The organism is Streptomyces sp. NPDC093109 (assembly GCF_040701725.1).
In the GTDB taxonomy this organism is placed as follows: Bacteria; Actinomycetota; Actinomycetes; order Streptomycetales; family Streptomycetaceae; genus Streptomyces.
The window spans coordinates 82108-106373 of record NZ_JBFBEZ010000005.1; the positions used below are offsets into that span (position 1 = coordinate 82108).

18 protein-coding genes are annotated in these 24266 nt (G+C 70.3%); 12 read left to right on the forward strand and 6 right to left on the reverse strand.

The genetic code is table 11. The features are described 5' to 3' along the window. Positions 1–51: 51 nt before the first annotated feature. The 4 genes from AB0389_RS07405 (at position 52) to AB0389_RS07420 (ending at position 6471) form a co-directional block, all read left to right on the forward strand. On the forward strand, positions 52–3348 hold the full coding sequence (locus tag AB0389_RS07405) for a PQQ-dependent sugar dehydrogenase (protein WP_366394358.1): 3297 nt from the start codon (positions 52–54) through the stop codon (positions 3346–3348). Between the two features lie 163 nt (positions 3349–3511). Further along, entirely contained in the window at positions 3512–4705 is a 1194-nt protein-coding gene (locus AB0389_RS07410) for an ROK family transcriptional regulator (protein WP_366394359.1), read from the forward strand. A gap of 173 nt (positions 4706–4878) precedes the next feature. Next, positions 4879–5526 carry a fasciclin domain-containing protein gene (locus tag AB0389_RS07415; protein WP_366394506.1) on the forward strand — a complete coding sequence of 216 codons (648 nt, stop codon included), beginning with the start codon at positions 4879–4881 and terminating at the stop codon, positions 5524–5526. Positions 5527–5616: 90 nt separating this feature from the next. Further along, positions 5617–6471 carry a DNA-binding response regulator gene (locus tag AB0389_RS07420; RefSeq protein ID WP_366394360.1) on the forward strand — a complete coding sequence of 285 codons (855 nt, stop codon included), beginning with the start codon at positions 5617–5619 and terminating at the stop codon, positions 6469–6471. Between the two features lie 24 nt (positions 6472–6495). Here the strand turns inward: AB0389_RS07420 and AB0389_RS07425 are convergent, their stop codons facing one another. The 5 genes from AB0389_RS07425 to tgmA all read right to left on the reverse strand — a co-directional run bounded on the left by AB0389_RS07425 (position 6496) and on the right by tgmA (position 12540). After that, positions 6496–7353 carry an ABC transporter permease gene (locus tag AB0389_RS07425; RefSeq protein WP_366394361.1) on the reverse strand — a complete coding sequence of 286 codons (858 nt, stop codon included), beginning with the start codon at positions 7351–7353 and terminating at the stop codon, positions 6496–6498. Continuing rightward, positions 7350–9995: an alpha/beta fold hydrolase gene (locus tag AB0389_RS07430; RefSeq protein ID WP_366394362.1), complete on the reverse strand. Its 2646-nt coding sequence runs from the start codon at positions 9993–9995 to the stop codon at positions 7350–7352. Before AB0389_RS07430 ends, AB0389_RS07425 begins: the two co-directional genes overlap by 4 nt. Positions 9996–10169: 174 nt before the next feature. After that, a complete protein-coding gene (locus tag AB0389_RS07435) occupies positions 10170–11300 on the reverse strand; it encodes a methyltransferase domain-containing protein (protein ID WP_366394363.1) in 1131 nt (376 codons plus the stop codon). Further along, the gene (gene tgmB / locus AB0389_RS07440; RefSeq protein ID WP_366394364.1) at positions 11297–12256 is read right to left on the reverse strand and encodes an ATP-grasp ribosomal peptide maturase; all 960 of its coding nucleotides are present in this window, start codon (positions 12254–12256) and stop codon (positions 11297–11299) included. The genes AB0389_RS07435 and tgmB overlap by 4 nt, the downstream gene beginning before the upstream one ends. A gap of 47 nt (positions 12257–12303) precedes the next feature. Beyond that, positions 12304–12540: a putative ATP-grasp-modified RiPP gene (tgmA, locus tag AB0389_RS07445; RefSeq protein ID WP_366394365.1), complete on the reverse strand. Its 237-nt coding sequence runs from the start codon at positions 12538–12540 to the stop codon at positions 12304–12306. Between the two features lie 174 nt (positions 12541–12714). Between tgmA and AB0389_RS07450 the strand changes: the two genes are divergently transcribed. Next, a complete protein-coding gene (locus AB0389_RS07450; protein ID WP_366394366.1) occupies positions 12715–13983 on the forward strand; it encodes an XRE family transcriptional regulator in 1269 nt (422 codons plus the stop codon). Then, positions 13974–14477, forward strand: a complete 504-nt coding sequence (locus tag AB0389_RS07455; RefSeq protein WP_366394367.1) for a GNAT family N-acetyltransferase — start codon at positions 13974–13976, stop codon at positions 14475–14477. The genes AB0389_RS07450 and AB0389_RS07455 overlap by 10 nt, the downstream gene beginning before the upstream one ends. A 114-nt stretch (positions 14478–14591) precedes the next feature. Here AB0389_RS07455 and AB0389_RS07460 read toward each other — a convergent pair whose 3' ends face one another. Next, complete coding sequence (locus AB0389_RS07460) at positions 14592–15824, reverse strand: ROK family transcriptional regulator (RefSeq protein WP_366394368.1); 1233 nt, start codon at positions 15822–15824, stop codon at positions 14592–14594. Between the two features lie 265 nt (positions 15825–16089). On the opposite strand from AB0389_RS07460, the gene AB0389_RS07465 reads away from it, so the two are divergent. From AB0389_RS07465 to AB0389_RS07490, 6 genes are all read left to right on the forward strand, one after another. Further along, positions 16090–17463, forward strand: a complete 1374-nt coding sequence (locus AB0389_RS07465) for an extracellular solute-binding protein (RefSeq protein WP_366394369.1) — start codon at positions 16090–16092, stop codon at positions 17461–17463. A 173-nt stretch (positions 17464–17636) separates the two neighbouring features. After that, entirely contained in the window at positions 17637–18473 is an 837-nt protein-coding gene (locus AB0389_RS07470) for a sugar ABC transporter permease (RefSeq protein WP_366394507.1), read from the forward strand. Then, entirely contained in the window at positions 18473–19390 is a 918-nt protein-coding gene (locus AB0389_RS07475) for a carbohydrate ABC transporter permease (protein WP_366394370.1), read from the forward strand. Before AB0389_RS07470 ends, AB0389_RS07475 begins: the two co-directional genes overlap by 1 nt. Before the next feature lie 123 nt (positions 19391–19513). Continuing rightward, a complete protein-coding gene (locus tag AB0389_RS07480; protein WP_366394371.1) occupies positions 19514–22576 on the forward strand; it encodes a glycoside hydrolase family 38 C-terminal domain-containing protein in 3063 nt (1020 codons plus the stop codon). A gap of 110 nt (positions 22577–22686) precedes the next feature. Further along, positions 22687–23220, forward strand: a complete 534-nt coding sequence (locus AB0389_RS07485) for a GNAT family N-acetyltransferase (protein ID WP_366394372.1) — start codon at positions 22687–22689, stop codon at positions 23218–23220. A 240-nt stretch (positions 23221–23460) separates the two neighbouring features. Continuing rightward, positions 23461–24258 carry a DUF4232 domain-containing protein gene (locus AB0389_RS07490; RefSeq protein WP_366394373.1) on the forward strand — a complete coding sequence of 266 codons (798 nt, stop codon included), beginning with the start codon at positions 23461–23463 and terminating at the stop codon, positions 24256–24258. Positions 24259–24266: the final 8 nt, after the last annotated feature.

Genomic DNA, 24266 nt, shown 5'->3' on the forward strand with positions numbered 1-24266 from the left:
GCGACGAAGGAGCCGCATTCCGTGGACATGAACGTGAACGTGAATCCATCCGTGAGAAGCAGACTCAGACGGCTGGTGGCCGGTGTTCTGCTCACCGCGCTGCCCGCCCTCGGCCTGACCGCGCTCGCCCCCGTCGCACAGGCCCACGAGAACCATGAACACGCCCTGGACTGGGCGAACTACGAGAAGGTCACCCTCACCAAGGACACCGGTGAGCCCATCGACCTCGCCGTACTCCCCGACAGCCGGGTGCTGCACACCGCGCGCAACGGCGATCTGCGGCTGACCGACCCGGGCAGCGGCGTCACGAAGGTCGTCAACACGATCGACGTGTACGCGAACTCGGAGAACGGGCTCCAGACCGTCACCCTGGACCCGGACTTCGAGACCAACCAGTGGGTCTATCTCTACTACTCGCCGAAGCTCGACACCCCGGCGGGCTCCGCCCCGCTCCAGCTGCCCGCCGGCGAGACCGACGCGTACTGGAAGCGCTGGGAGGGGTACGACCTGCTCGCCCGCTTCAAGTGGACCGGCGACAAGCTGGACCTGTCCACGAAGCAGGAGATCATCCGGATCGACGCCAACCGCGGCCAGTGCTGCCACGTCGCCGGTGACGTCGACTTCGACGCCGACGGGAACCTGTACCTCTCCACCGGCGGCAACACACCCGCCTCGGGCCCCAACGTCAACGGCTACACGCCGATCAACGACGCGCCCACCTACAACCCGGGCCTCGACGAGCGGCGCGGCTCGGGCAACACCAACGACCTGCGCGGCAAGATCCTCCGGATCAACGTCAAGGAGGACGGCAGCTACACCGTCCCTGAGGGCAACCTCTTCGCGCCCGGTACGGCGAAGACTCGGCCCGAGATCTTCGTGATGGGGCTGCGCAACCCGTTCCGGATGACCGTCGACCGGGAGACCGGCGCGGTCATGTGGGGGGACTACGGACCCGACGCGGGCACGGCCGACCCGAACCGCGGCCCCATGGGGTACGTGGAGTGGCAGACCACCACGAAGCCCATCAACGGCGGCTGGCCGTACTGCGCGGGCGACAACAGCCACCCCTACCGGGACTTCGACTTCGCGACGCTCACCCCCGGGCCCGCCTTCGACTGCGCCGCGCCCGTCAACGACTCGCGCTGGAACACCGGGCTGAGCGTCCTGCCGCCGTCCACCCCGGCCACCCTCTGGTACGGCGACCGCGACACCGACCAGCCGTGGCCCGAGCTGACCGCCTTCCGCGGTCCCGGCGGACCCGGCGGCCAGGCGCCGATGGCGGGGCCGGTCTACCACTACGACGCCGACAACCCGTCGCCGGGCAAGTTCCCCGCGTACTGGGACAAGAAGGCGTTCTTCGGCGAGTTCTCGCAGGACTACGTGGCCGCCTTCACGCTCGAAGGCCCCGACGGGCCGGTCTCCAAGCTGGAGAACTTCCTCCCCAACAGCGAGCGCTCCCAGAACGGCATCCCGCCCTGGGACAACCCGATGGACCTGGAGTTCGGGCCCGACGGCGCGCTCTACGTACTCGACTACGGCGACGGCTTCTTCCGGCAGAACCCGGACGCGGGCCTCTACCGGATCGACTACGCGGAGGGCAACAAGGCGCCCACCGCGCTGATCAAGGCGGATGTGACCTCCGGACAGGCGCCGCTGACGGTGTCGTTCGACGCGACGGGGTCCTCCGACCCCGAGGGCGGCGAACTCACCTATCAGTGGGATCTGGACGGGGACGGCACCTTCGACGCGACCGGTCCGCGCGTCACCCGTACCTACCCGGACAACGGCCAGTTCCAGGCGCGCCTGAAGGTCACCGACCCGCAGGGCAAGACGGGACTGTCGAGCCGGCAGATCACGGTGGGCAACACGGCGCCGGTCGTGGAGATCACCTCACCGCCGGACGGCGGGTTCTTCAACTGGGGTGACGCGGTCGCGTACGGCGTCGACATCGAGGATGTCGAGGACGGCAAGAACGTCGACTGCGCCAAGGTCGCCTGGACCTTCGGGCTCGGGCACAACGAGCACGGCCACCCGGTCAACAGCGGGACCGGCTGCACGGGCGCCGTCGTGACCCCGTCGGACGCGGGACACGGCGAGACGGAGAAGGTCTTCGGGGTCCTCGGTATCGCGTACACCGACAAGGGCGCGAACGGGGTGCCGCCGGCCACCGGTGACGCCCAGGTGGTGCTGAACCCGGCCGTCATGGAGGGCGAGCACTACGACTCGGCGCACGGGGTGACGGTCACCGACGACACCACGGCGTCCGGGCAGCGGAAGCTGACGTCCTTCGACGCCGGGGACTGGATCGCGTACGACCCGGTCTCGTTCAGCGGCATCACCGGGGTGAAGACCCGCGCGAGCGGCGCCGGCACACTGGCGCTGCGCTGGAACGCGGCGGACGCCGAGCCGTTCGCCACCGTCTCCGTACCGGCCGGGAACGGCTGGCAGACCGTCACCACCGCGCTGGACAAGGCGCCTTCGGGCAGCGGCGAGGTGTTCGTGACGTCCTCCGGCGGGGTCGAGCTCGACTCCCTGACCTTCCAGGGTCCGGGCGTCGCGGACAAGACGCCGCCGAAGGTGACGGCCACGCTCAACCCGCCGCGGCCCAACGGCGACAACGGCTGGTACACCGGCAATGTGTCGCTGAGCGTCACGGCGACCGACAACGGTACGGTCGCGAGCCGTCAGTACTCGGTCAACGGCGGTACGACCTGGCTGTCGGCCACCTCCGCCGTCACCCTGTCCACGGAGGGCGCCACCACGGTCCTCTACCGGGCGACGGACAGCGGCGGCAATGTCTCCGAGGCGGGGACGCTGACCGTACGGATCGACAAGAGCGGCCCCGCCGTGACGGTCACCGGGGTCGACGCGGACGCCACGTACGGCGACTCGAAGCGGCTCACGCCGGTGGTCACGGCCACCGACGCGGTCTCCGGGGGCGCCACCGCGAGCGTCACCCTGGACGGGGCGGCGATCACCTCCGGGCAGGCCCTGGAGCTGTGGAAGCTGCCGCTGGGCGGTCATGACCTCACGGTCACCGCCAAGGACCGGGCGGGGAACACCACGGTGAAGACCGTACGGTTCACCACCCGCGCCTCCTTCGACGACCTCGAAGCGCTGCTGCCGAAGCTGCGCGCGGACGGGCTGGTGTCGGCACAGGGGCTCCAGCGGCTGACCGTACGGCTCGGCCAGGCACAGGCACACGCCGAGGCCGGCAGGACCAGTCAGGCCAGGGCGGTGCTGGACTCGTTCGCCGAGTACGCGGGCGACCCGGCGCTGGTGCCCGACCGGACTGCGGGCGGCGCGCTGGCGCGCGACGCCCGGGCCGTGAAGGCGGCGCTGTCCTGATCTGTACCGGTGAGTAGGCGCTGTCCCGGCCACTGTGGTGGCTGGGACAGCGCTTACCGGACTTTCACCGCCAGACTTTTGCAAGAGAGAACGAAAGTTGCGTACGGTCGCACCATAAGGGCCTGTCACCGAGCGGGCGTTCCAGGAGCGAGGAGTGAGCCCCGTGAGTGAGCCCGTGCGTGAGCCCGAGAGCGTTCCGTACCGCGTCCTGAGCCTCCTGCGGGACAACGGCCCGCTCTCCCGCGCACAGTTGTCGGACCGGCTGGAGATCCCGCGCCCCCGGCTGCTGGCCGAGCTCGACCGGATGGTCGCCGCCGGCAAGGTCCTGGAGGCGGGTCCGGCCGCCTCGCGCGGCGGACGCCGCTCCACGCTCGTACAGCTGGATCCCGGGCTGCGGTTCGCCGCCGTCGACCTCGGCGCCAGCTCGCTGGACATCGAGATCACCGACGGCGGCCTGGAGCCGGTGGCGTCCTACTCCGAGGCCGCCGACATCCGCTCGGGCCCGGTCGCCGTACTGGGCCGGGTCAGCGAGATCCTCCACAAACTGGCCGCGCAGGGCCACTGCACCCGGCTGGACGCGATCGGCATCGGGCTGCCGGGGCCGGTGAGCTTCCGCGACGGGGTGCCCGTATCGCCGCCCATCATGGTCGGCTGGAACCGCTATCCGGTACGGGACACCCTCGCGCGGGAGCACGGCTGCCCGGTGGTCGTTGACAACGACGTCAACGTGATGGCCCTCGGCGAGCGGCACAGCGGCGTCGCCCGGACCGTCGAGCATCTGCTCTTCGTCAAGATCGGCAGCGGGATCGGCTCGGGGATGCAGCACCACGGCCGTATCTACCGGGGCGCGGAGGGCTGCGCGGGCGACATCGGCCATATCCAGGTCGAGTCCGAGGGACCGCTCTGCACCTGCGGCAACACCGGCTGCCTGGAGGCGTACTTCGGCGGGGCCGCGCTGGCGCGGGACGCCACGGCCGCCGCCCGCTCCGGGGAGTCGCCCGCGCTGGCCGTCCGGCTGGCGGAGCGGGGGGTGCTGACCGCCGAGGACGTCGCCGAGTGCGCCACCGGCGGGGACACGGCCTCGATCGCGCTCATCCGCAACGGCGGCCACCGGGTGGGGCAGGTGCTCGCCACCCTGGTCAGCTTCATGAACCCGTCGATGATCGTGATCGGCGGCGGGCTGGCGGGGCTGGGGTTCGTCCTGCTCTCGGAGATCCGGAGCGTGGTCTACAAGCGGTCGCTGCCGCTGGCGACCGGCAACCTCCCGATCGTGATGTCGGAACTCGGGCCGCGGGCGGGGGTCGTGGGGGCGGCGCTGCTGGCGAGCGAGCTCTGTTACGGCGAAGGGGCGGCGTGAGACACGGAGTGGCGGCGGTGTGAGGCACGGAGCAGCGGTGGCGTGAGGCACGGAGTGGCGCGCTCCGCAACATAACGCCCCCGGATGCCCGAAGCACCTCCCCCTGGCTAACCTTTATGCGGTGGCTTGACCAGAAAAGGCCCCTCCTCCCACAGGAAGAGGAACAGCGCATGATGAAGCCCACTCGCACCACACGCCCCACCCGCACCACACGTATCCGCGGCACGCTCGTGGCCGCCGCCGTCGCGGTGGCGCTCCCCGCCACCCTCGCGGCGGCTCCGACTCCGGCACCGAGCCCATCGACGTCGCCGAGTGCGTCCCCGAGTACGTCGCCGAGTACGTCGCCGAGCGCGTCCCCCGGCGTCACCGCGCCATTCGGCCCGGGCTGCGCCTCCGTACCGGACACCGCCGAGGAACCGGTGGCCGCGGCGGCGGCGCGCACCCCGGAACTCTCGGCGCTGGTCGCCGCGGTCAGGAAGGCGGGCCTGACGGACTCGCTCAACTCCGCCACGCGGCTCACCGTCTTCGCGCCGACCGACAAGGCGTTCGCGAAGCTCCCGAAGGCCGAACTCACCAGGCTGCTCAACGACAAGGCGCTCCTCGCCAAGGTGCTCACGTACCACGTGGTGGACGGCCGGCGGATCTTCCCCGACCAGCTCCCGAACGGCACCTTCAGGACCCGCGAGGGCGGCGACCTCACCACCTCGGGCTCCGGCTCGGCGTTCACGGTGAACGGCACCGCGAACATCCTCTGCGGCAACATCAAGGTGGCCAACGGCACGCTCTATGTGATCGACACCGTCCTCATGCCGAATCCATGAAACCCCTGAACTGCACTTGTCACGGTGAGCAATGATGTGCGTACATTGAGTTGCGTGCGGCTCCAAGGGGATGGCGGGGGGTGGTCGGCCGTGACGGACGTGTCGGGTTCCGTACTCAACAGGGCGACGCTGTCGGTGGGCGGGCAGGCGGGCGGAGCGCGGGAGGACGCGGCGGACGCCCCGCCCCACCCGCCGGGCCGGCCGATCCAGGGCGTACGGGAGGTGACGTCGACCCTGACCGCGCTGGTCCGCTCCGCCCGCCGTGAACTGCTGATCTTCGACGACCCCGGCAGCTGTCTCGGGCAGTGCCTCCCCGACGAGTTCCTCGACTTCGCCGCCGCGTGCGTGGCCGCGGCGGGCGACCGGGAGTACGACTGGACGGCGCACGGCCCGGCGGGCCAGGAGAGCCGGGCGGGCCAGGAGAGCCCGGCGGGCGGGCAGCCTACGGGGGTGCGGCGCCGGCGGCGCTCCCCGGCGGTCGGCGTGCGCCGGATCGTCCCCCGGCACGGACTGGCGGGGCTGGCGTATCCGCTCCCCCGGCACCTGCCGGGCCGGGCGCGGCAGACCGAGTCCATCCCGTTCAAGATGATCCTGGTGGACCGCTCGGTGGCCGCCGTCCCCCTCGATCTCCAGCTCCACTACCACGGTCTGCTGCTGATCCGCGATCCGGTGGTCGTGCAGGCCCTGGCACGTACGCACGAGACCTGGTGGGAGACGGGCGAGGAGCTGCCGAGCGCCCGCTCCCCCGTCCCGGGGGTGCTGCCGGGCGCGTTACGGCCGGTGCTTGAGGCCCTGTTGGCCGGGCTCACCGACGACGCGGCGGCGACCCGGCTCGGCATGTCCAACCGTACGTACAGCCGCCGGGTGGGCGAGCTGATGGCCGCCCTCGGCACGACGAGCCGCTTCCGCGCGGGTGCGGAAGCGGCTCGTCGGGGCTGGATCTGAGAAGCGCGGTCCGGCCGTGCAGCGTTACGACACGATGTCCTTGCGCGCGAAGCCACGGAAGGCCAGCGCGAACAGCACCACGGCGAAGGTCACCGAGACCGCCGAGCCCTTCAGCATGCCGCCCCACTCCAGCTGCGGCTGGAGCGCGTCCGCCCATGCGAACTGCCAGTGCGCGGGGAGGAATTCGCGCCAGGAGCCGAGCGCCGTCACCGCGTCCAGCACATTGCCGATGATCGTCAGCCCGACCGCCCCGCCAACCGCGCCCAGCGGGGCGTCTGTCTTGGTCGACAGCCAGAACGCCAGCCCGGCGGTGACGAGTTGGGAGACGAAGATGTACGTGACGATCAGCGCCAGCCGGGGCACGGTGTCGGCGGCGGCCAGGGAGCCGCCCGTCGGCAGCTCCAGCGGTCCCCAGCCGTACGCCACCGTGCCCGCCGCCAGCGCGACCAGCGGCAGCAGCACCATCGCCGCCGCGCTCATCGCGAGCGCGACCGTCAGCTTGCTCCACAGCAGCCGGCCCCGGGGCACCGGCGCGGCGAGGAGATAGCGCAGCGAGGACCAGCTCGCCTCGGAGGCCACCGTGTCCCCGCAGAACAGCGCGACGGGCACCACCAGCAGGAAGCCGGCCGAGACGAAGAGGGCCGTGGCGGCGAAGTTGGCGCCGGAGGCCGTCGCGGTGTCCATCAGGGTCACCCGGCCGTTGCGTCCGCCGTCCGGGGTGCCGCCGATGGCGAACGCCACGATCAGCACGAAGGGCAGGGCCGCCAGCATGATGCCCATGGCCAGCGTCCGCCGGCGGCGCAGCTGCCGCAGCGCCTCGACGCGGAACGGCAGGGTGCCCCGCGCCCGGTAGCCGGGGGCCGTTTCGATCAGCGCGCTCATGCGGAGCCTCCGGAGATCAGGGTGAGGAACGCGTCCTCCAGGCGGCGGTGCGGTCCGACGCCGGTCAGCGGGACGTCCAGCCGCAGCAGCTCGGTGACCAGGGTGGCGGTGCTCGCGCCGTCGAGCCGTACGAGCAGCCCGGGACCGGCGCCGGCCGCCGCGCGCTCGGCCGAGCCGATGCCGGGCAGCGCGGCGATCTTCTCGATCACCGGCTCCGGTACGTCCTCGGCGGTGGTGATGAGCAGGGTGTCGCCGGATCCGGTGATCTCCGCGACCGGTCCCGCCTGGATGAGCTGGCCCCGGTGCATGACCACCAGGTGCGTGCAGGACTGCTCGACCTCGGAGAGGAGATGGCTGGAGACGATGACCGTGCGGCCGGCCTCCGCGTACCGGATCATGACGTCGCGCATCTCGCGGATCTGGGGCGGGTCGAGTCCGTTGGTCGGTTCGTCGAGGATCAGCAGGTCCGGCAGGCCGAGCATCGCCTGGGCGATGGCGAGCCGCTGCCGCATGCCCTGCGAGTACGTGCGGACGGCGCGTGCGAGCGCGTCGCCGAGCCCGGCGATCTCCAGCGCCTCGTCGAGGTGGGAGTCCTCGGCGGGACGTCCGGTGGCCGCCCAGTACAGCTCCAGGTTGGCCCGTCCCGACAGATGCGGCAGGAAGCCGGCGCCCTCGACGAACGCGCCGACCCGGGAGAGCACCGGCGCGCCTGGCCTGATCGCCTGCCCGAAGACCCGGATCTCGCCGGCGTCGGGGGTGATCAGGCCCATCAGCATCCGCAGGGTGGTGGTCTTCCCTGCGCCGTTGGGGCCGAGCAGCCCGAGCACCTGGCCCTTGCCGACCTCGAAGGAGAGGTCCCGTACGGCGTACCGGTCGGCGGACTTGGCGTACCGCTTCGTCAGCCCCTCGATCCGCAGGGGTACGTCGGCGAGCGCGGGGTCCGGCGCCGGGGTGCCGGTGCGCCGCCGGGCGGTGAGCAGCAGGACGGCCGCGATCAGCGCGCCGGCGGCAGGCAGCCCCCAGACCCACGCGGGCAGCGCGGTGGCGGCGGTGGTGAGCGCGGGCACGGTCGGGACGTTCAGCGGGCCGTCGAGGGTGACGCGGTACGTGGCGGGGGCGGCCGGTGAGGCGTAGCCGAGGTCGGTGGCGGCGAGGACGAGGCGCAGCCGGTGGCCGGGCTCGATCCGGTGGTCCACGGCGGGCAGGGTCAGCTCGACGGCCTTGCCCTTCGCGGCGTTCTCGACCCGGACGGGCGCGACGAGCTGCGAGGGCAGTACCTGCTGCGTACCGTCGGGCCCGACGTCGTACACCTTGGCGAAGAGCACGGCGTCGCCGGTGCTGGAGGCGACGGTGGCGCGGATGGTCGGTGAGCCGGTGATCCGCAGCGCGTCGGTGACGGGCGCGGAGTCGAAGCCGGCGTTCTGGCCGGGGAAGTCGAGGGAGAGGCCGACGCCGAGCGAGGAGAGCTGGGAGAGGCCGCCGCCGATGCCGGGGACGGCGGAGATCGCGGGCGGGGTGGCGCCGGCCGGGTTGTCGAAGGTCTTGGTGCCGCCGCTGAGGGTGATGGCGGTGGTGCCGTTCTCCAGGCCGGGGTAGCGGTCGCTGCTCGCGCCCCTGAGCTGGGCGCGGCCGTCGGTGGAGTCGACGCCTCCGGTGCGGCTGACCCGGAAGGCGGGTCCGGTGTCCGCGCTCTTGTCGTCCTTGAGGTAGCGGTCGAACCAGGAGGCGACCCGGTTCTGGACCCGGTCGCTCTCCGTGTCGCCGCCGTCGTGTCCGCCGGAGATCCAGTCGACGTCGACGGGGGCGCCGTTGGCCTTGATCGCCTTGGCCATGGCGTCGGCCTGGCCGAGCGGGAAGAGCGAGTCCGTCTGGCCCTGGACGATCAGCGCGGGGACGTCGATCCGGTCGGCCACGGCGGACGGGCTGCGCTCCGCGAGCAGCTCGCGGGCGGCGGGGTCGGGGGTGCCGGAGACGGCGACGCGCTGGTACATGGAGCAGAGTTCGGGCTCGAAGGTGTCGCAGCCGCCGCCGGTGGAGAAGAAGATCCCGGCCCAGAGCTTCTTGAAGACGCCGTTGGGGAAGAGCGCGTCGGCCAGGTTCCAGTACGTGATCTCGGGGGCGATCGCGTCGACGCGCTTGTCGTACCCGGCGGCGAGCAGCGAGACCGCCCCGCCGTACGAGGCTCCCGTGACCCCGACCCGGGGGTCGCCCTTGGCGTCGAGCTGCACTTCGGGCCGTTCCGCGAGCCAGTCGATGAGCCGGGAGACGTCCTTGACCTCGTGCTCGGGGTCGTTGAGCCCGATCTCGCCGGTGGACTTGCCGAAGCCGCGGGCGGACCAGGTCAGCACGGCGTAGCCGTCGCGGGCGAGCTTCTCGGCCTGGGCCCGTACGTCGTCCTTGCTGCCGCCGAATCCGTGCCCGATCAGCACGGCGGGCCGGCGTCCGCTGCCGCCCGCGGTGAAGTACGAGGTGTCGATCCGGGCACCCGGCATCCGCATCACCTGGTCCTCGCGGTGCACGGTGGGCGCACGGTCCGAGGCGGCGGCGGTCCAGGTGCCGGCTCCGACGAGCACGGCGAGCGCGGCGAGGCCCGCCGCCCATCGTGCGCGCGGCCGGGACCGGCGGGGGATTGGGGTCTCCATCCTTGAACCCTAAACGGCCCCGGGGGCCACCCGTCCGGCCCCCGGTCGGAACTCGTCGGCATCCTTGAGGCGTACGGACACCCGGCCGCGTACCGCGGTCGCGGTACGCGAGGGCGCGGCGCGCGGCGCGCGGCGCGCGGCCCTACGGGTCGAGCGGCCGGGCCGGGTCCGCCGTCAGAGCTCGGGAAGCACGACCACGTCGTTCGCGGGTTCGTCGAGCCAGAGGCGGTGTGTCCCGTCCCGGTCGACCGACAGGCCGTACCGCCCGGCGCCCGGGCGGCCCGCGCTCACCCAGTGCAGGAGAAGCGAGCGGCGCTCGGCCCAGAGATCACGCGGCCCACCGTGCTCAAGACGTGCCGTCCGGACATCCAGCGGGGTAATGCGGGCCCAGGACGACGTGCCGGGCTCCCGGAGACAGCGCGTCTCCTGTCCGCCGTCGTTCCTGAGAACGACGGTTCTGACAGTGGGATGCACGAGGGACGACAGGAACTGAGCCATATCGGCTCCAAGATCCACGGGCAGCGAGATCGCCCGCGACTCGCCCGTGGCGGAGAGGACCGCGCTCGCGTGCTCCTGAGCCGTGGCACTGACGCCGTCCGTGTCCGGACGGGCGCCCATGAAGGCCGCCAGTCCGGGGAGGAACCGTCCCTCGGCGCGGTGGTCGGAGTCAACCGTCAGGCGTGCGATTCCGTAGCCCACATTGGCAACGATGACGCCGCCCGGACGGACCTGCTCCCGCCACGCGTCCGGGATGCGGCCGACGCCGCATGTGGCCAACAGCCGGTCGTACGGGGAGTGTTCAGCGCAGCCGGCCATGCCGTCCCCGGCGATCAGCGCGGGGAGGTAGCCGGCCTTCCCGAGCCGGTTCCGCGCCGCGCTCACCAGGCCGGGGTCGACATCCAGCGACACGACGCGCTCGCTGCCGAGGCGGTGGGCCAGGAGTGCGGCGTTGTATCCCGTACCGACACCGATCTCCAGGACGTGGTTACCGTCCACCACATCCAGGGCTTCGAGCATCGTGGCCATGAGGGAGGGGCGGGTGGAGGAACTGGTGGCGACGCCGGCCGCGTCGAACTGCGTCAGCAGCGACGTGTCCCGATAGGCCGCGGCGAGCCACCTGGGGTCTTCCCGGTCGTAACGGTGCAGGCCGCCCTGCGCCCGTACGGTGAACGTGGGCACGAACACGTGCCGGGGGACGCCGGCGAAGGCGTCAATCCAACGCGCGGAGCGCAGGGCCCCCGCGGCGGTGAGCCGGTCCGTCATCATGCGGCGCAGATCCTCGGCGGACGGTGCGGTGAGTGTCATTGGGCGCCTTCCAGTAAGTCGGCGAGTGCGTGGGTGATGGGAGCGCGCAACTCCGGGACGAACGCCCACTGTCCGTTCGGATTCACGTCGATGAGGTGCCACTCCCCGCCCTTACCAACGAGGAAGTCCAGGGCGGCGTAATGGAGTCCGAAGACGTCCATCAGCTTGCGAACGCCCGAGGCGACCGCGCGGGGCACGTCGCAGGGCTCGTAGGTGTGGCTGCCGTAGTCCGCACGGATGTCGACGCGTGCGGCCTCCGACGAGGTATGGATCTTGGCCGCGAACATCTTGTGGGCCACGACCGTCAGGCGGACGTCGTACGCCTTCGGGATCCACTCCTGGAACTGGTGGGCGGTGAGGCGGACAGCGTCCGTGATCTCCGCGGTGCGCACCTGGGTGGTCCACAGGGCGTACGGCTCGCCGTTGACGCCGCTGGGCCCCTGCCCGCCGAGGGCTTTGTACGCGGCGACGCGGCCGGGCAGGATCCCGATGAAGGCGCGGGCTTCGTCCGGGTCGTTGGTGATCAGTGTCTCGGGGATACTCAGGCCGCACTGGGCCCCCGTCGCGAGGGCGACAGGCTTGGCACCTGCGGCGGCGTTCCGCCGTGGATGGTTCAGCCAGGTGCACTCCAGCGCCGCGAGCAAGCCGCCGAGTCCGGCCCGGGCCTCGGCGGCTGCCCACTGCGCGTCCTGCTCCGACAGATGGGGGCAGGAACCGGCTTCCGACGGACGTCGGTAGTAGACGGAACGGACCTGCCTGAGGTCCAGGTCCCGGTGCTCACCACGTAACACGCCCGCCCAGACGCTGCGCTTCGGGCCGATACGAGCCGTCATCCCCAGGTGCCCGGGGAAGTCTCCCGGGTCGAGCCGGTGAACCGGCACCGACCGCTCGTTGAGTTCCGCGATCACCAGGTCGGCGGTTGAATCCTTGGGACGGGTCAGCACCAGGACAGTCATCGATCAGTTCCTCCGTCGCTCAGCCGGTCGGTCAGTGCGTGAGTGAGTCAGTCCTTGTCGTTGGTGGTCTCCTCGTCCAGCTGGCTGTCCTCCGTGGTCTGCGCCGTCGTCTCGAACTTCGACGCCATCGAGGGGGCGTGGATGAACGGCTCGCCACCGTCCACGGCCACGCTGATCTGCCGCTCCGGGCAGAGATCCAGGGCCGGCCAGACGCCCGCGTCGGGGCGTACCGGGACGGCCTTGGTCAGCCCGAACGGGCGGTCGAGGACCTGATTGGCGGTCATTTCGTGCTCCTTCGTTGTGTGAGACCTACTGATCTGCCCGGTGTCGGGCGATGCTTATTCAAACGGCGGACGAGGTATCCGGGACAGATGAAACGGTTGGGTCCGCCACCGCACGGACCGGTGATTTTTACCTTCGCTCGTGTTCCCTGAGCCGCTCATGGCTAGCGTGGGTGCATGCCTCAGGTGAACCGGAAGCTTGCGGACCGAATTGCGGAACGCGGCTTCAGTCAGGCCGAGTTAGCACATCAGGTCAATATGGAGATCGAGATCCTCACGGCGAAGCCGGGCAATGTCACTGACTCGGATGTGCGCCGATGGTTACGCGGCGAGACAAGGTGGCCGCAGGATCGCATCAGGCTCTGCCTGGAACGGGTTCTCTCCGCCCCTGCCGAGGATCTGGGCTTCGTGCCTCGCAGGAAAAGCAGCGGGTCCCCGGAGACAGACGCTGTGCGCCGCCGTACGTTGCTCGCCGCGGCGAGCGGTTCAGTACTGGCCGTTGGAACCTCGGACGCCGGCGACTATGGAGGACCGGGCATCCGTCTCGGTGTCAATGATGTCCGCCGCTTCCATCAGGACTACGTCTCCGTCCTCCGGCGCGACCAAGCGGGACGGGGCACTCGGGAGGTAGAGAGCCTGGCGGTGGAGCTGGCCTCTCGAATCCAGTCCGCTCTAGCGGCTTCCTGTGCGACAACTCGCGTACAGGACATGCTCTACAGGCTTGCTGCGGAGGTCACCAGCTCGGCGGCCTTCGCCTCGATCGACGCAAGCGCTCCGCTGCGGGCACGGGCGCATCTCGGCCAGGCACTGACCTTCGCCGGTCTGTCCCGGGACAGTGAGGCGATGTATCACGTCTGGGACCACATGACTCTGGCATCCAGCCAGCGGGAGAATCATGCTGAAGCCGTCGCCGGCGCGGAAGTCCTGAAGCGCTCGCCGATCGCCCGGCGAGACCCGCTGTACGCCTCTCTCGGGCACATGCGCAGCGCCAACGGACTGGCGCAGTTACGTCGTCGCTCCGAAGCTCTGCGCGCCCTCGCGGACGCGGAGCGGGCTTTTGCCCGCGCTGCCGACCAACAGCGCCCGGAGTGGGTTGGGTTCTATGACAACAGTGAGGTCGACGCTCTGTCCTCGTTCGTATGGACGGCACTCGGGGATCACGGGCGTGCCGAATACTGCCTGCACCGCACCCTCGCGGCCATTCCTGAAATGAGGGTCCGCAACCGAGCCCTGTATACCGCTCACTTGGCCCTGTCCCAGGCCAAGCAGGACGATATGGAGCTTGCCTGCGCAACCGGCCGGCAGGCGTACTCGATGCTGCCTCCGTCCTCCGGATCGCGGCGCACGGCCAACACATTGGCCGCGACGCGCAGGGTGCTCGTAGCCTCGGGATCGAAGGCCCCTGCGGTCACCGAGTGGATTGAGGAGTCCGGCCGATGGATCTGAGGCGCCACACGCACGCTGACGCGCGCGATGTACGGTCTCTGCTGCTGGACGTCCATGACGAGGCGTACGCCGACGATCCGGATCCGTTCCACTCGCGCGAGCGCTTCTCCTACTTCGTTGATCTCTGGTCGTCGCGGGCGGACTGGCAGTGTGTCTCGGGCTGGGAGGAGGGTCGCCCAGTCGGGTATGCCTACGGCTCGAAGCTCAGGCCGGGTGGATGGTGGAAGGGGCACCGGCGTCCCCCCGGCCTCAGGGGCTCCGTGTTCGCCCTGTCCGAGCTGATGGTGATACCCACGTGGCGCGGCACTGGACGGGCGCGGCGCATCCACGACGCGCTGCTCGCGTCGGTGTCGGCCGACATGGTGAGCCTTCTGGTGGACACCGGGCATCCCGGGGTCCAGGCCCTGTACGAGCGCTGGCACTACAGCAAGGAAGGCGAGGCGAAGCCCTCCGCCGATTCCCCGCTGTACGCGGTCATGGTCCGAAAGCTGTAAGCGGCTGCTCACTGGGCCTCTGATGGCGGCCCGGCCGCGTGCGACGGCGACCGCGACCAAGTCCGGGCCCGGACGACGGCCCCGCCCGCCCCCGGCCGGGCAGGCCTAGCCGTCTCAGTCGACCAGCATCCCCCAGCCCGGCGCGTAATTTCCGTGCAGGATGAGTGAGGCGGCGCCCACCGCGCCCACTGTGTCGCCGATCACACTCCGCTCGATGGTGATGTCGCGGGTGCCGCGGCCGACGGAGGTGCAGTTGACGGCGGCGTCGATCTCCTCGGAGAGGATGGGCTCGATCCCGCGCAGCCCCTCCCCGCCGAGCACCACGGACCCCACGTCGAGCAGGCTGACCGCGCCCCGGGTCGCCTGGCCCAGCCGGCGGGCCGCCCGCCGTACGACGTCGGCCGCGGCCGGGTCGCCGTCGCGGGCGGCGCGGCGCAGCAGCTTCCAGTCGCGGTGCAGGTCGCCGGGGGCGCCGGTGAGGCCGAGCGCCTCGGCGGCGGCCGGGCCGTGCAGGGTCAGCAGGTCGTCGATGATCGCGGCGGGGTTGACGTACGGGCCGAGGCAGCCGGTGCTGCCGCAGTGGCAGACGCGGTCGCCGGGCTCGACGGCCATATGGCCGAACTCGCCGGCGTTGCCCGAATCGCCGTGCAGGACGGTGTTGTTGAGGACGACTCCGGCGCCGATGCCGGTGCCCATGTAGATGAAGAAGAAGCTGCCGGCCCGGCGCTTGCCGCCGATCCAGCGTTCGCCTATCGCGGCGGCCGTGGCGTCGTTGTCCATCGCCACGGGCATGCCGGTGGCCTTGCCGAACATCTCCAGCAGGGGGACGTACTCCCAGCCGGGCAGGTTGGGCGGTGCGATCACCGCGCCGGCGCGGCCGTCCAGCGGGCCGGGGGCGGCGATGCCGGTGCCGAGCAGCCGGTCCTGGTCGATCGCGGCGCGGGCGGTGAGGCGGCGGGCCGCCCGTACCGACTGTTCGACCACGCTCTCCGGGTCGCGCGGGTCGGTGAGCCGGACGCGTCTGCCGGTCAGCACCTCGCCGACCAGGTCGACCACGACGACCACGGCCGACTCGGGGTCCAGATGGATGCCCACGGCGTAGGCGCCGTCGGCGCGCGGGGAGAGCAGCGTCCGGCGCTTGCCGCCGCTGGAGGGGGCGTGGCCGGATTCGGACACGAGACCGGCGTCGAGCAGCCGGCGGACCACGTTGGAGACGGTCTGTGCGGTCAGTCCGGTGAGCGGAGCCAGTTCGACGCGGCTCACCGGGCCTCTGGTGCGGATGGCGTCCAGGACGACCGCCTGGTTGTAGTCCCCCACGCGCGGGAGATTGGTCCCGCTCCGAGTCACTTCGCGTTCCCTCCTTCACCCTGTCCGGAGGCGGGTGCCACCGGCGCGGGCTCAAGGATCTCAGGCGCTGCCGCAGCCGACGATCCGGAATTGTGACGGAAGTTTACATTCCGGAAGCGTTGACTTAATCCATCCATTGGATTTAGCTTTCGGTCAGCAGGCCAGGGCAAAAGCGCCCGGATAGGCAACGGTATCCGTTTTGAACGGATTGGTCGATTGCCTATCTTTTCGGGCTTCGATCGGGTTCTTCGTCGGAGGATCTTCTGTGCGTACCAGACTTCTCGCCGCCGTCAGCGTCACGGCCGCGCTCGCCATCACGGCGACAGCCTGTGGAGGGTCCTCCTCCGGCAGCTCGAGCAAGACGATCAAGGTCGTCTATCAGCAGCAGCTGAACAACAGCAACAAGGTCCAGGCGAACTTCCTGGCCCCCATGGTCAAGCAGTTCGAGAAGGACAACCCGGGCACCAAGGTGCAGCTCGTACCGGTCACCGCCTCCTCGAACGACTACTACACCAAGCTCCAGCTGATGATGCGGTCCCCCTCGACCGCTCCCGACCTGGTCTACGAGGACACCGCGACGATCAACTCCGACATCGCCAGCGGCTACCTCAAGCCCCTCGACGACTACATCGCGAAGTGGTCGGACTGGTCGCAGTTCGCCGACGCCTCCAAGGCGGCCGTGAAGTCCGGCACCGACGGCAAGACGTACGGCGTTCCGGACAACACGGACACCCGCGGTATCTGGTACAACAAGAAGATCTTCGCCAAGGCCGGTATCGCCGTGCCGTGGCAGCCCAAGACCTGGGCCGATGTCCTCGCCGCCGCCAAGAAGATCAAGGCCGCCGACCCCTCGATCACCCCGTTCAACATCTACACGGGCACCGCGGGCGGCGAGCAGTCCACCATGCAGGGCTTCGAGATGCTGCTCTACGGCACGAAGGCCGGCGGCAACTCGCTGTACGACAGCGACCAGAAGAAGTGGGTCGTCGGCAGCCAGGGCTTCAAGGACGCGCTCCAGTTCATCAGGACCGTCTACAGCGAGAAGCTCGGCCCGCCGGTCGAGCAGGCGCTCGGCGCGAACATCGGCGCCGCCGTCGGTACGGAGATGATCCCGGCCGGCAAGCTCGCCATGGACATCGACGGCTCCTGGATGCCCAACAACTGGATCCGCAACGGCAGCAAACCGTGGGCCGAGTGGGAGTCCACCATGGCCACCGCCGCCATGCCGACCCAGAGCGGGCAGGCTCCCGGCAAGGTGAGCATGTCCGGCGGCTGGGCCTGGTCGGTTCCCGCCAAGGCCGGCAACCCGGACCTCGCGTTCAAGTTCATCCAGTTCCTGGAGACGAAGGACGCCTCCGCCAAGTGGAACGCCGACAACGCGACGATCGCCGTCCGCAAGGACGTGGCGACCGACCCGACGTACCTCAAGGCGCTGCCCACCAACAAGTTCTTCACCGAACTCGTCGCCGACACCCACTACCGTCCCGCGCTGCCCGCCTACACGCAGGTCTCCACCGCCATCCAGAAGGCCATGGAGTCGGTGACCACCGGTCAGGCGAGCGTGGACAAGGCCGCTTCGACATTCGACAACGATGTCAAGACGGCTGTCGGCGCCGACAACACGGTCAAGGGCTCCTAGTGTCAAACACCGTCACCACGCTCGACGGCGACACCACGTCGCCCGGCGGCCCGGCCGGTTCCGGCGGCACCAGCGGTACGGGCGGCTCCGGCCGCCGGTCCGCCGGTCCCGCCGGGGCCGGCGGGCCTCGCCGCCGTACCGTATCCCCGGCCGTCCAGGGCCTGTTGCGGGGCATGCCGCTGCTGCCCTCCGCCGTGCTGCTCGCGGTCTTCCTGGCCGGGCCCATCGGGTACTGCGTCTACTACGCGTTCACGAACATGCAGTTGACGGGCTCGTCGACCACCGACTTCGTCGGCTTCGACAACTTCACCCGGGCGTTCGGCGACCCCGACTTCCTCAACGCGGTCTGGCTCACGCTGGTCTTCGTCGTCGGGTCGGCCATCATCGGGCAGAACACCCTCGGGCTGGCGCTGGCCGTCCTGATGGAGAAGGCGTCCAAGCCGGTCAAGGCGATCACCAACGCGGTGGTCATCGCGGCCTGGGTGCTCCCCGAGGTCGTCGCCGGCTATCTGATGTACGCGTTCTTCTTCCAGCAGGGCTCGCTCAACGCGATTCTGGACACGCTGCATCTGCCGCAGCAGAACTGGCTCTACACGCTGCCGATCCTGGCGGCCTGTTTCGCCAACATCTGGCGCGGTACGGCGTTCTCGATGATGGTCTACTCGGCCGCGCTCAACGACGTGCCGCAGGAGCTGATCGAGGCGGCCGAGATGGACGGCGCCGGGCCCTGGCAGCGGCTGTGGCGCGTCACCCTGCCGGTCATCAGGCGCTCCATCATGACCAACCTGATGCTGGTCACGCTCCAGACCCTCTCGGTCTTCGGGCTGATCTACACCATGACCCGGGGCGGCCCGGGCAACAAGAGCCAGACCCTGCCGATCTTCATGTACCAGCAGGCCTTCCAGAACAGCCTGATCGGCTACGGCACGGCCATCGCGCTGGTGCTGCTGCTGGTGGGCGCCGTGTTCTCCACCGTCTACATCCGGCTGCTGAAACTGGAGGAGGACTGATGGCAGCGACCACCACCCCACCCGCCACCGCCCCGACCGCCACCAAGGGCGCGAAGAGCGCCAAGGGCGCACCGGCCGCGCGCGGTTCACGCTCCGGCCGCATCCGGTCGAGCAAGCTGGCCGTCAACGCCGTACTGCTGCTGGTCTCGGTGCTGTACATCGTGCCGCTGCTGTGGATGCTGCTGGCCTCCGTCAACGCGCACGCCAGCTTCAAGCTCTCGCTGCCCGATCCGTTCACGCTCGACAACTTCGGCAAGATCCTCAACGTCGACACGACGTTCCGGCCGATGCTGAACGGGCTGATCCTGTGCGGCGGCGCGACGTTCCTGTGCGTGGTGCTGTCGATCCTGGCGGCCTACCCGCTCTCGCGCTACCGCTCGCGGCTGCGCAAGCCGTTCCTCTACACGATCCTGTTCTCGACGGGCCTGCCGATCACGGCGGTCATGATCCCCGTCTACAGCATGTTCGTGCAGGTCAACCTGATCGACTCGATGGCCGGTACGACGCTCTTCCTGGCCGCGTCCTCCCTCCCGTTCGGCATCTGGCTGATGAAGAACTTCATGGACGGGGTGCCGATCGTGCTGGAGGAGGCCGCCCGCATCGACGGCGCCGGCTCCATGCAGGTGCTGTGGCGCGTCGTCCTGCCGCTGATGTGGCCGGGCGTGACCGTGGTGACGATCTTCACCTTCATCGGGATGTGGGGCAACTTCTTCGTCCCCTTCATCCTGCTGCTCGACCCGTCGAAGCTGCCCGCCTCGGTCAGCGTCTTCAACTTCCTCAGCGCGCACGACCAGACGCAGTACGGACAGCTGTCGGCGTTCTCGATCATCTACTCGATCCCCGTCGTGGTGCTCTACCTGCTGCTGGCGCGCAAGCTCGGCGGCGGATTCGCACTGGGCGGCGCGCTCAAGGGCTGACGTCCAAGGGCTGACGCTCGCGGGCACTGCCCTCACGGGCTGACGGCACGGCCTCCCCCACCCGGTACGCACCACCCGTACCGCACCCGTTCCACCCTGACTTCCTGTTACGGAGAACCACCCATGCACAACGACCGCGAAGTGATCGAGCAGCGGCTCGACCGCGTGCTGAACACGCGGATACGGCCCGCCGTCCACGCCCGGTCCATTCCGCTCCAGGTCGAGATCTGGAACGTACCCGGCGAGCCCGTCCCGGTCGCCGAGGGCCTGGCCGCCGCGTACCGCCCGGTCGCGGTCGGGGACATCTGGGGACCCGCGTGGTCGACCAGCTGGTTCCGGATCTCCGGTACGGTCCCGGCCGAGTGGGCCGGACTGCCGGTGGAGGCCGTGCTCGACCTGGGATTCGGCACGACGGAGCCCGGCTTCTCCACCGAGGGCCTGGTGTACCGGGCCGACGGGACCGCCGTGAAGGCGCTCAACCCCCGTAACTCCTGGCTGCCCGTGACCCCGAGCGCCGAGGCGGGCGAGGAGTTCGTCCGCTACATCGAGGCCGCCGCCAACCCGGTGGTCATGCACACAGGACCCGGCCAGCTCTCCTTCGGCCCGACCCCGGTCGGCGGCCGGGCGGCCTGGCTGGGCGACGAGCACGGCTCGACCCCGGCGGGCGAGCCGCTGTACCGGCTGCGCCGGATGGACCTCGCGGTCTTCGACGCGACGGTCTTCGAGCTCGTCCAGGACCTCGACGTCCTCGGCCAGCTGATGCACGAGCTGCCCACCGACACCCCGCGCCGCTGGCAGCTCGCCAAGGCCGTCGAGCGCGCGCTGGACGCCATCGACCTCCAGGACATCAGCGGCAGCGCCGCCGCCGCGCGCGAGGCACTCGCCCCCGCGCTGGCCGCGCCGGCCGTCGCGAGCGCGCACCGTATCTCCGCCGTCGGCCACGCGCACATCGACACGGCGTGGCTGTGGCCGCTGCGCGAGACGGTCCGCAAGGTCGCCCGTACGGTCTCCAACGTCACGCAACTGATGGACGACCACCCGGAGTTCAAGTTCGTGATGTCCCAGGCGCAGCAGCTCGCCTGGCTGAAGGAGCACCGCCCGGAGGTCTACGCGCGGGCCCAGGAGAAGGCGAAGACCGGGCAGTTCCTGCCGACGGGCAGCCTCTGGGTGGAGCCCGACACGAACATCACGGGCGGCGAGGCGCTGGCGCGCCAGTTCGTGCACGGGAAGCGCTTCTACCTCGAAGAGTTCGGCGTCGAGACCGAGGAGATGTGGCTGCCCGACACCTTCGGCTACAACGCGGCGCTGCCGCAGCTGATGAAGCTGGCCGGGGTGAAGTGGTTCCTGACGCAGAAGATCTCCTGGAACACCACCAACAAGTTCCCGCACCACACCTTCCGCTGGGAGGGCATCGACGGCACCCGGATCCTGAGCCACTTCCCGCCCGTCGACACGTACAACAGCGATCTGTCCGGCGCGGAAGTCGCGCACAGCGTGCGGAACTTCCAGGACAAGGGCGCCACGAACCGCTCCATGATCCCGTTCGGTTACGGGGACGGCGGCGGCGGCCCGACCCGCGAGATGGTGGCCCGCGCCAACCGTCTGGCCGACCTGGAGGGCTCGGCCCGGATCGCGATCGAGAAGCCGGCCGACTTCTTCGAGCAGGCGGAGGCCGACTATCCGAACGCGCCGGTGTGGGTCGGGGAGCTGTACCTGGAGTTCCACCGGGGCACGCTGACCAGCCAGCTGGCGGGGAAGCAGGGCAACAGGCGCAGCGAGCACCTGCTGCGCGAGGCGGAGCTGTGGGCGGCGACGGCGGCGGTCCGTGGCACTTTCGAGTACCCCCACGAGCAGCTGGACCGCATCTGGAAGACGGTCCTGCTCCACCAGTTCCACGACATCCTGCCGGGCACGTCGATCGCGTGGGTGCACCGCGAGGCGGAGGAGACGTACGCCGGGCTGGCGCGCGAGCTGGGCGAGCTGATCGCGGAGGCGCAGCGCTCGCTGGCCGGTCCCGCGACGGGCGACAGCCAGGTCGTCTTCAACGCGGCGCCGCACGCACGGGGCGGCGTACCGGCGCTGGGCGGCACGGTCCGCGGGGCGGCGCCCGCGGCCCCGGTGACCCCCGTGGCCGAGGGCACGGACCTGATCCTGGACAACGGCCTGGTACGGGTCGTGATCGACGCCCGGGGCCTGATCACCTCGGCCTACGATCTGACCGCGGACCGCGAGGCGCTGGCCCCCGGCACGACGGCCAACCTGCTCCAGCTGCACCAGGACTTCCCGAACGAGTGGGACGCCTGGGACATCGACGCCTTCTACCGCAACACGGTCCGTGACCTGACGGAGGTGGAGGAGGTAACGGCGACGGCGACCGGTGTGACCGTGACCCGCGCCTTCAACTCCTCCCGGATCACCCAGACCCTGACCCTGCGGGAGGGCGCGCGCCGGCTGGACATCGACAACGTCATCGACTGGCACGAGAAGGAGAAGCTCCTCAAGGCGGCCTTCCCGCTGGACGTACGGGCCGCGCACTCCACGGCGGAGATCCCCTACGGGCATGTCGAACGCCCCACCCACACCAACACCAGCTGGGACGCGGCCAAGTTCGAGTTCTGCGCGCACCGCTTCCTGCACGTGGGCGAGCGCGGCTGGGGTGCGGCGCTGGTCAACGACTCGACGTACGGCCACGACGTCACCCGGGACATACGCGAGGACGGCGGCACGACCACCACGGCCCGCCTCTCCCTCCTGCGCGCCCCTCTCTTCCCGGACCCCGACACGGACCAGGGCCGCCACCGGCTGAGCTACGGCTTCGTCATCGGCGCCGAGGTCGCGGACGCGGTCCGCGAGGGCTACCACCTGAACCTGCCCGAGCGCACGGTCCCCGGTTCGGCGGAGGTGGCACCGCTGGTGACCGTCGATTCCGACGCGGTGGTGATCGAGGCGGTCAAGCTGGCCGACGACCGCTCGGGCGACCTGATAGTCCGCCTCTACGAGTCCCACGGCGCCCGCGCCGAGGCGACGCTGTCCACCAGCTTCCCGCTGGTGTCGGCCGAGGCGACGGACCTGCTGGAACGCCCGCTGCCGGACGAGACGGCGGCGGCGTACACGCCCGGCTCGGACGCGTCGGTCGGCCTGACGCTGCGCCCGTTCCAGATCCTGACGCTGAGGCTGAAGGGCTGAGGCTGAGGACGGGCGCTGAGGGCAGGCGCGTAACAGCGTAGGAGCGCAACGGAGGGGACGGACCCAAACCGGGGTCCGTCCCCTCCTTCGTACCCTGACAAGATGGGGGAATGACCGAGATCCAGACCCCCCGCCTGCTCCTGCGCCGCTGGCACGAGGACGACCTCGTCCCCATGGCCGAGATCAACGCCGACCCCGAGGTCATGCGGTGGATCGACGACGGCTCGGTCCTCGACACCGACGGCACGGCCGAGGCCATCGAGGTGTGGGAGGAGGAGTGGGACGAGGAGGGCCTCGGGCTCTTCGCCGTCGAACTGCTCGCCTCGGGCGAACTCATCGGCTTCACGGGTCTCTCCGTACCGAACTACCTGCCCGAGGTACTGCCGGCCGTGGAGATCGGCTGGCGCCTGGGTCAGCCGTTCTGGGGCCAGGGTTACGCGTCGGAGGCGGCCCACGCGGCACTGGAGTTCGCCCTCCAGGACCGCGGCCTGGACCGCGTCATCAGCATCAGCCGGCCCGGCAACGAGGCGTCCGAGAACGTGATGCGGAAGCTGGGCATGGACCTGGACCACACCACCACCCACCCCCGCTACGGCTTCCCCCTCCACGTACACGCCATCGACCTCACGGAGTACGCGGCCTGAACCTCCTGTGGCGCGTCAAAAGACTGCGCCCGGTTCCGTGGCGGGAAGACATCCGCCGTACGAACGCGGCGGTCGCCGGAGGGCCAACTCCCGCCCGCCGCCGCGCCGTTACACGACCTTTACATTTTCTCCAGAACCAGCCCCGGGCAGATCCCATCTCAGTCTCCGTATTGATCAGTTGGAGCGGTGGGACCAGGCGGAAGCAGCGGTCGCACCGCACCCGAAGCGCATGGAGATTCTGTGAAGTCCGCTCGTCGCGCAGCCCGTTCCATCGGGTTTGCCACCCTCGCCACTGTCGCCGCGCTCTCGCTGACGGCCTGTGATGGCGATGACAGCCAGGCCGCCGCCGGCCCATCGGCCAGCACATCGGCCAGCCCATCGGCCTCCACCGATGCGTCAGCCTCCCCCGAGGCGTCGAAGGAGTCCGAGTCGGGCGATTCGGGCTCCGACAAGGCGGGTTCGACCGGCTCCACCAGCTCCGGCTCCACGGGCGGCTCCGGCTCGTCCGGCTCCTCCGGCGGCTCCAGCTCCACGGGCGGCTCCGGATCCACCGGCGGCTCCAGCTCCTCCGGATCCACGGGCGGCGGGAGCAGCACGGACGACGACGAGGACGTACCCGAGGCCCGTTCGTGCGACACCAGCTCTGTCAGCGTCAAGCTCGAAGCCACCGGCGGTACCGTGCCGGCCGCCATTCTGAAGGCCACCAACAAGACGTCCACAGCCTGCAGCCTGCACGGCTTCCCGTTCGTCGGCTGGCCGAACGCCCAGGCGCCACTTTTCGAAGCGACCAGCACCGCCTACAACGCCGGGATATTCCTGGAGCCTGGCGCCACCGCCTACTCCTCAATCCGTCTGGAGACGGGTGATGCCAACAACATGCACCGCGAGAAGAGCATCACCGTCCAGTTCGGCGACTCCCAGCAGAGGGCCATCGGTGGCACCGCCACACTCTCCGCCCCCGGCAGCGCCGGCATCGCCCTGAGCGACAAGTCCACCGTCACCTACTGGGTCGACACCCTTGAGCTGGCGATGCGCTGAGCATCGCG

Excerpts from the sequence above, each read along its gene's own strand:
- AB0389_RS07485 (WP_366394372.1), top strand. The coding sequence starts at position 22,687 with ATGACCGAGATCCAGACCCCCCGCCTGCTCCTGCGCCGCTGGCACGAG.
- tgmB (WP_366394364.1), bottom strand. The coding sequence starts at position 12,256 with ATGACTGTCCTGGTGCTGACCCGTCCCAAGGATTCAACCGCCGACCTG.
- AB0389_RS07480 (WP_366394371.1), top strand. The coding sequence starts at position 19,514 with ATGCACAACGACCGCGAAGTGATCGAGCAGCGGCTCGACCGCGTGCTG.
- AB0389_RS07415 (WP_366394506.1), top strand. The coding sequence starts at position 4,879 with ATGAAGCCCACTCGCACCACACGCCCCACCCGCACCACACGTATCCGC.
- AB0389_RS07450 (WP_366394366.1), top strand. The coding sequence starts at position 12,715 with ATGCCTCAGGTGAACCGGAAGCTTGCGGACCGAATTGCGGAACGCGGC.
- AB0389_RS07455 (WP_366394367.1), top strand. The coding sequence starts at position 13,974 with ATGGATCTGAGGCGCCACACGCACGCTGACGCGCGCGATGTACGGTCT.
- AB0389_RS07470 (WP_366394507.1), top strand. The coding sequence starts at position 17,637 with ATGCCGCTGCTGCCCTCCGCCGTGCTGCTCGCGGTCTTCCTGGCCGGG.
- AB0389_RS07435 (WP_366394363.1), bottom strand. The coding sequence starts at position 11,300 with ATGACACTCACCGCACCGTCCGCCGAGGATCTGCGCCGCATGATGACG.
- AB0389_RS07430 (WP_366394362.1), bottom strand. The coding sequence starts at position 9,995 with ATGGAGACCCCAATCCCCCGCCGGTCCCGGCCGCGCGCACGATGGGCG.
- AB0389_RS07475 (WP_366394370.1), top strand. The coding sequence starts at position 18,473 with ATGGCAGCGACCACCACCCCACCCGCCACCGCCCCGACCGCCACCAAG.
- AB0389_RS07425 (WP_366394361.1), bottom strand. The coding sequence starts at position 7,353 with ATGAGCGCGCTGATCGAAACGGCCCCCGGCTACCGGGCGCGGGGCACC.
- tgmA (WP_366394365.1), bottom strand. The coding sequence starts at position 12,540 with ATGACCGCCAATCAGGTCCTCGACCGCCCGTTCGGGCTGACCAAGGCC.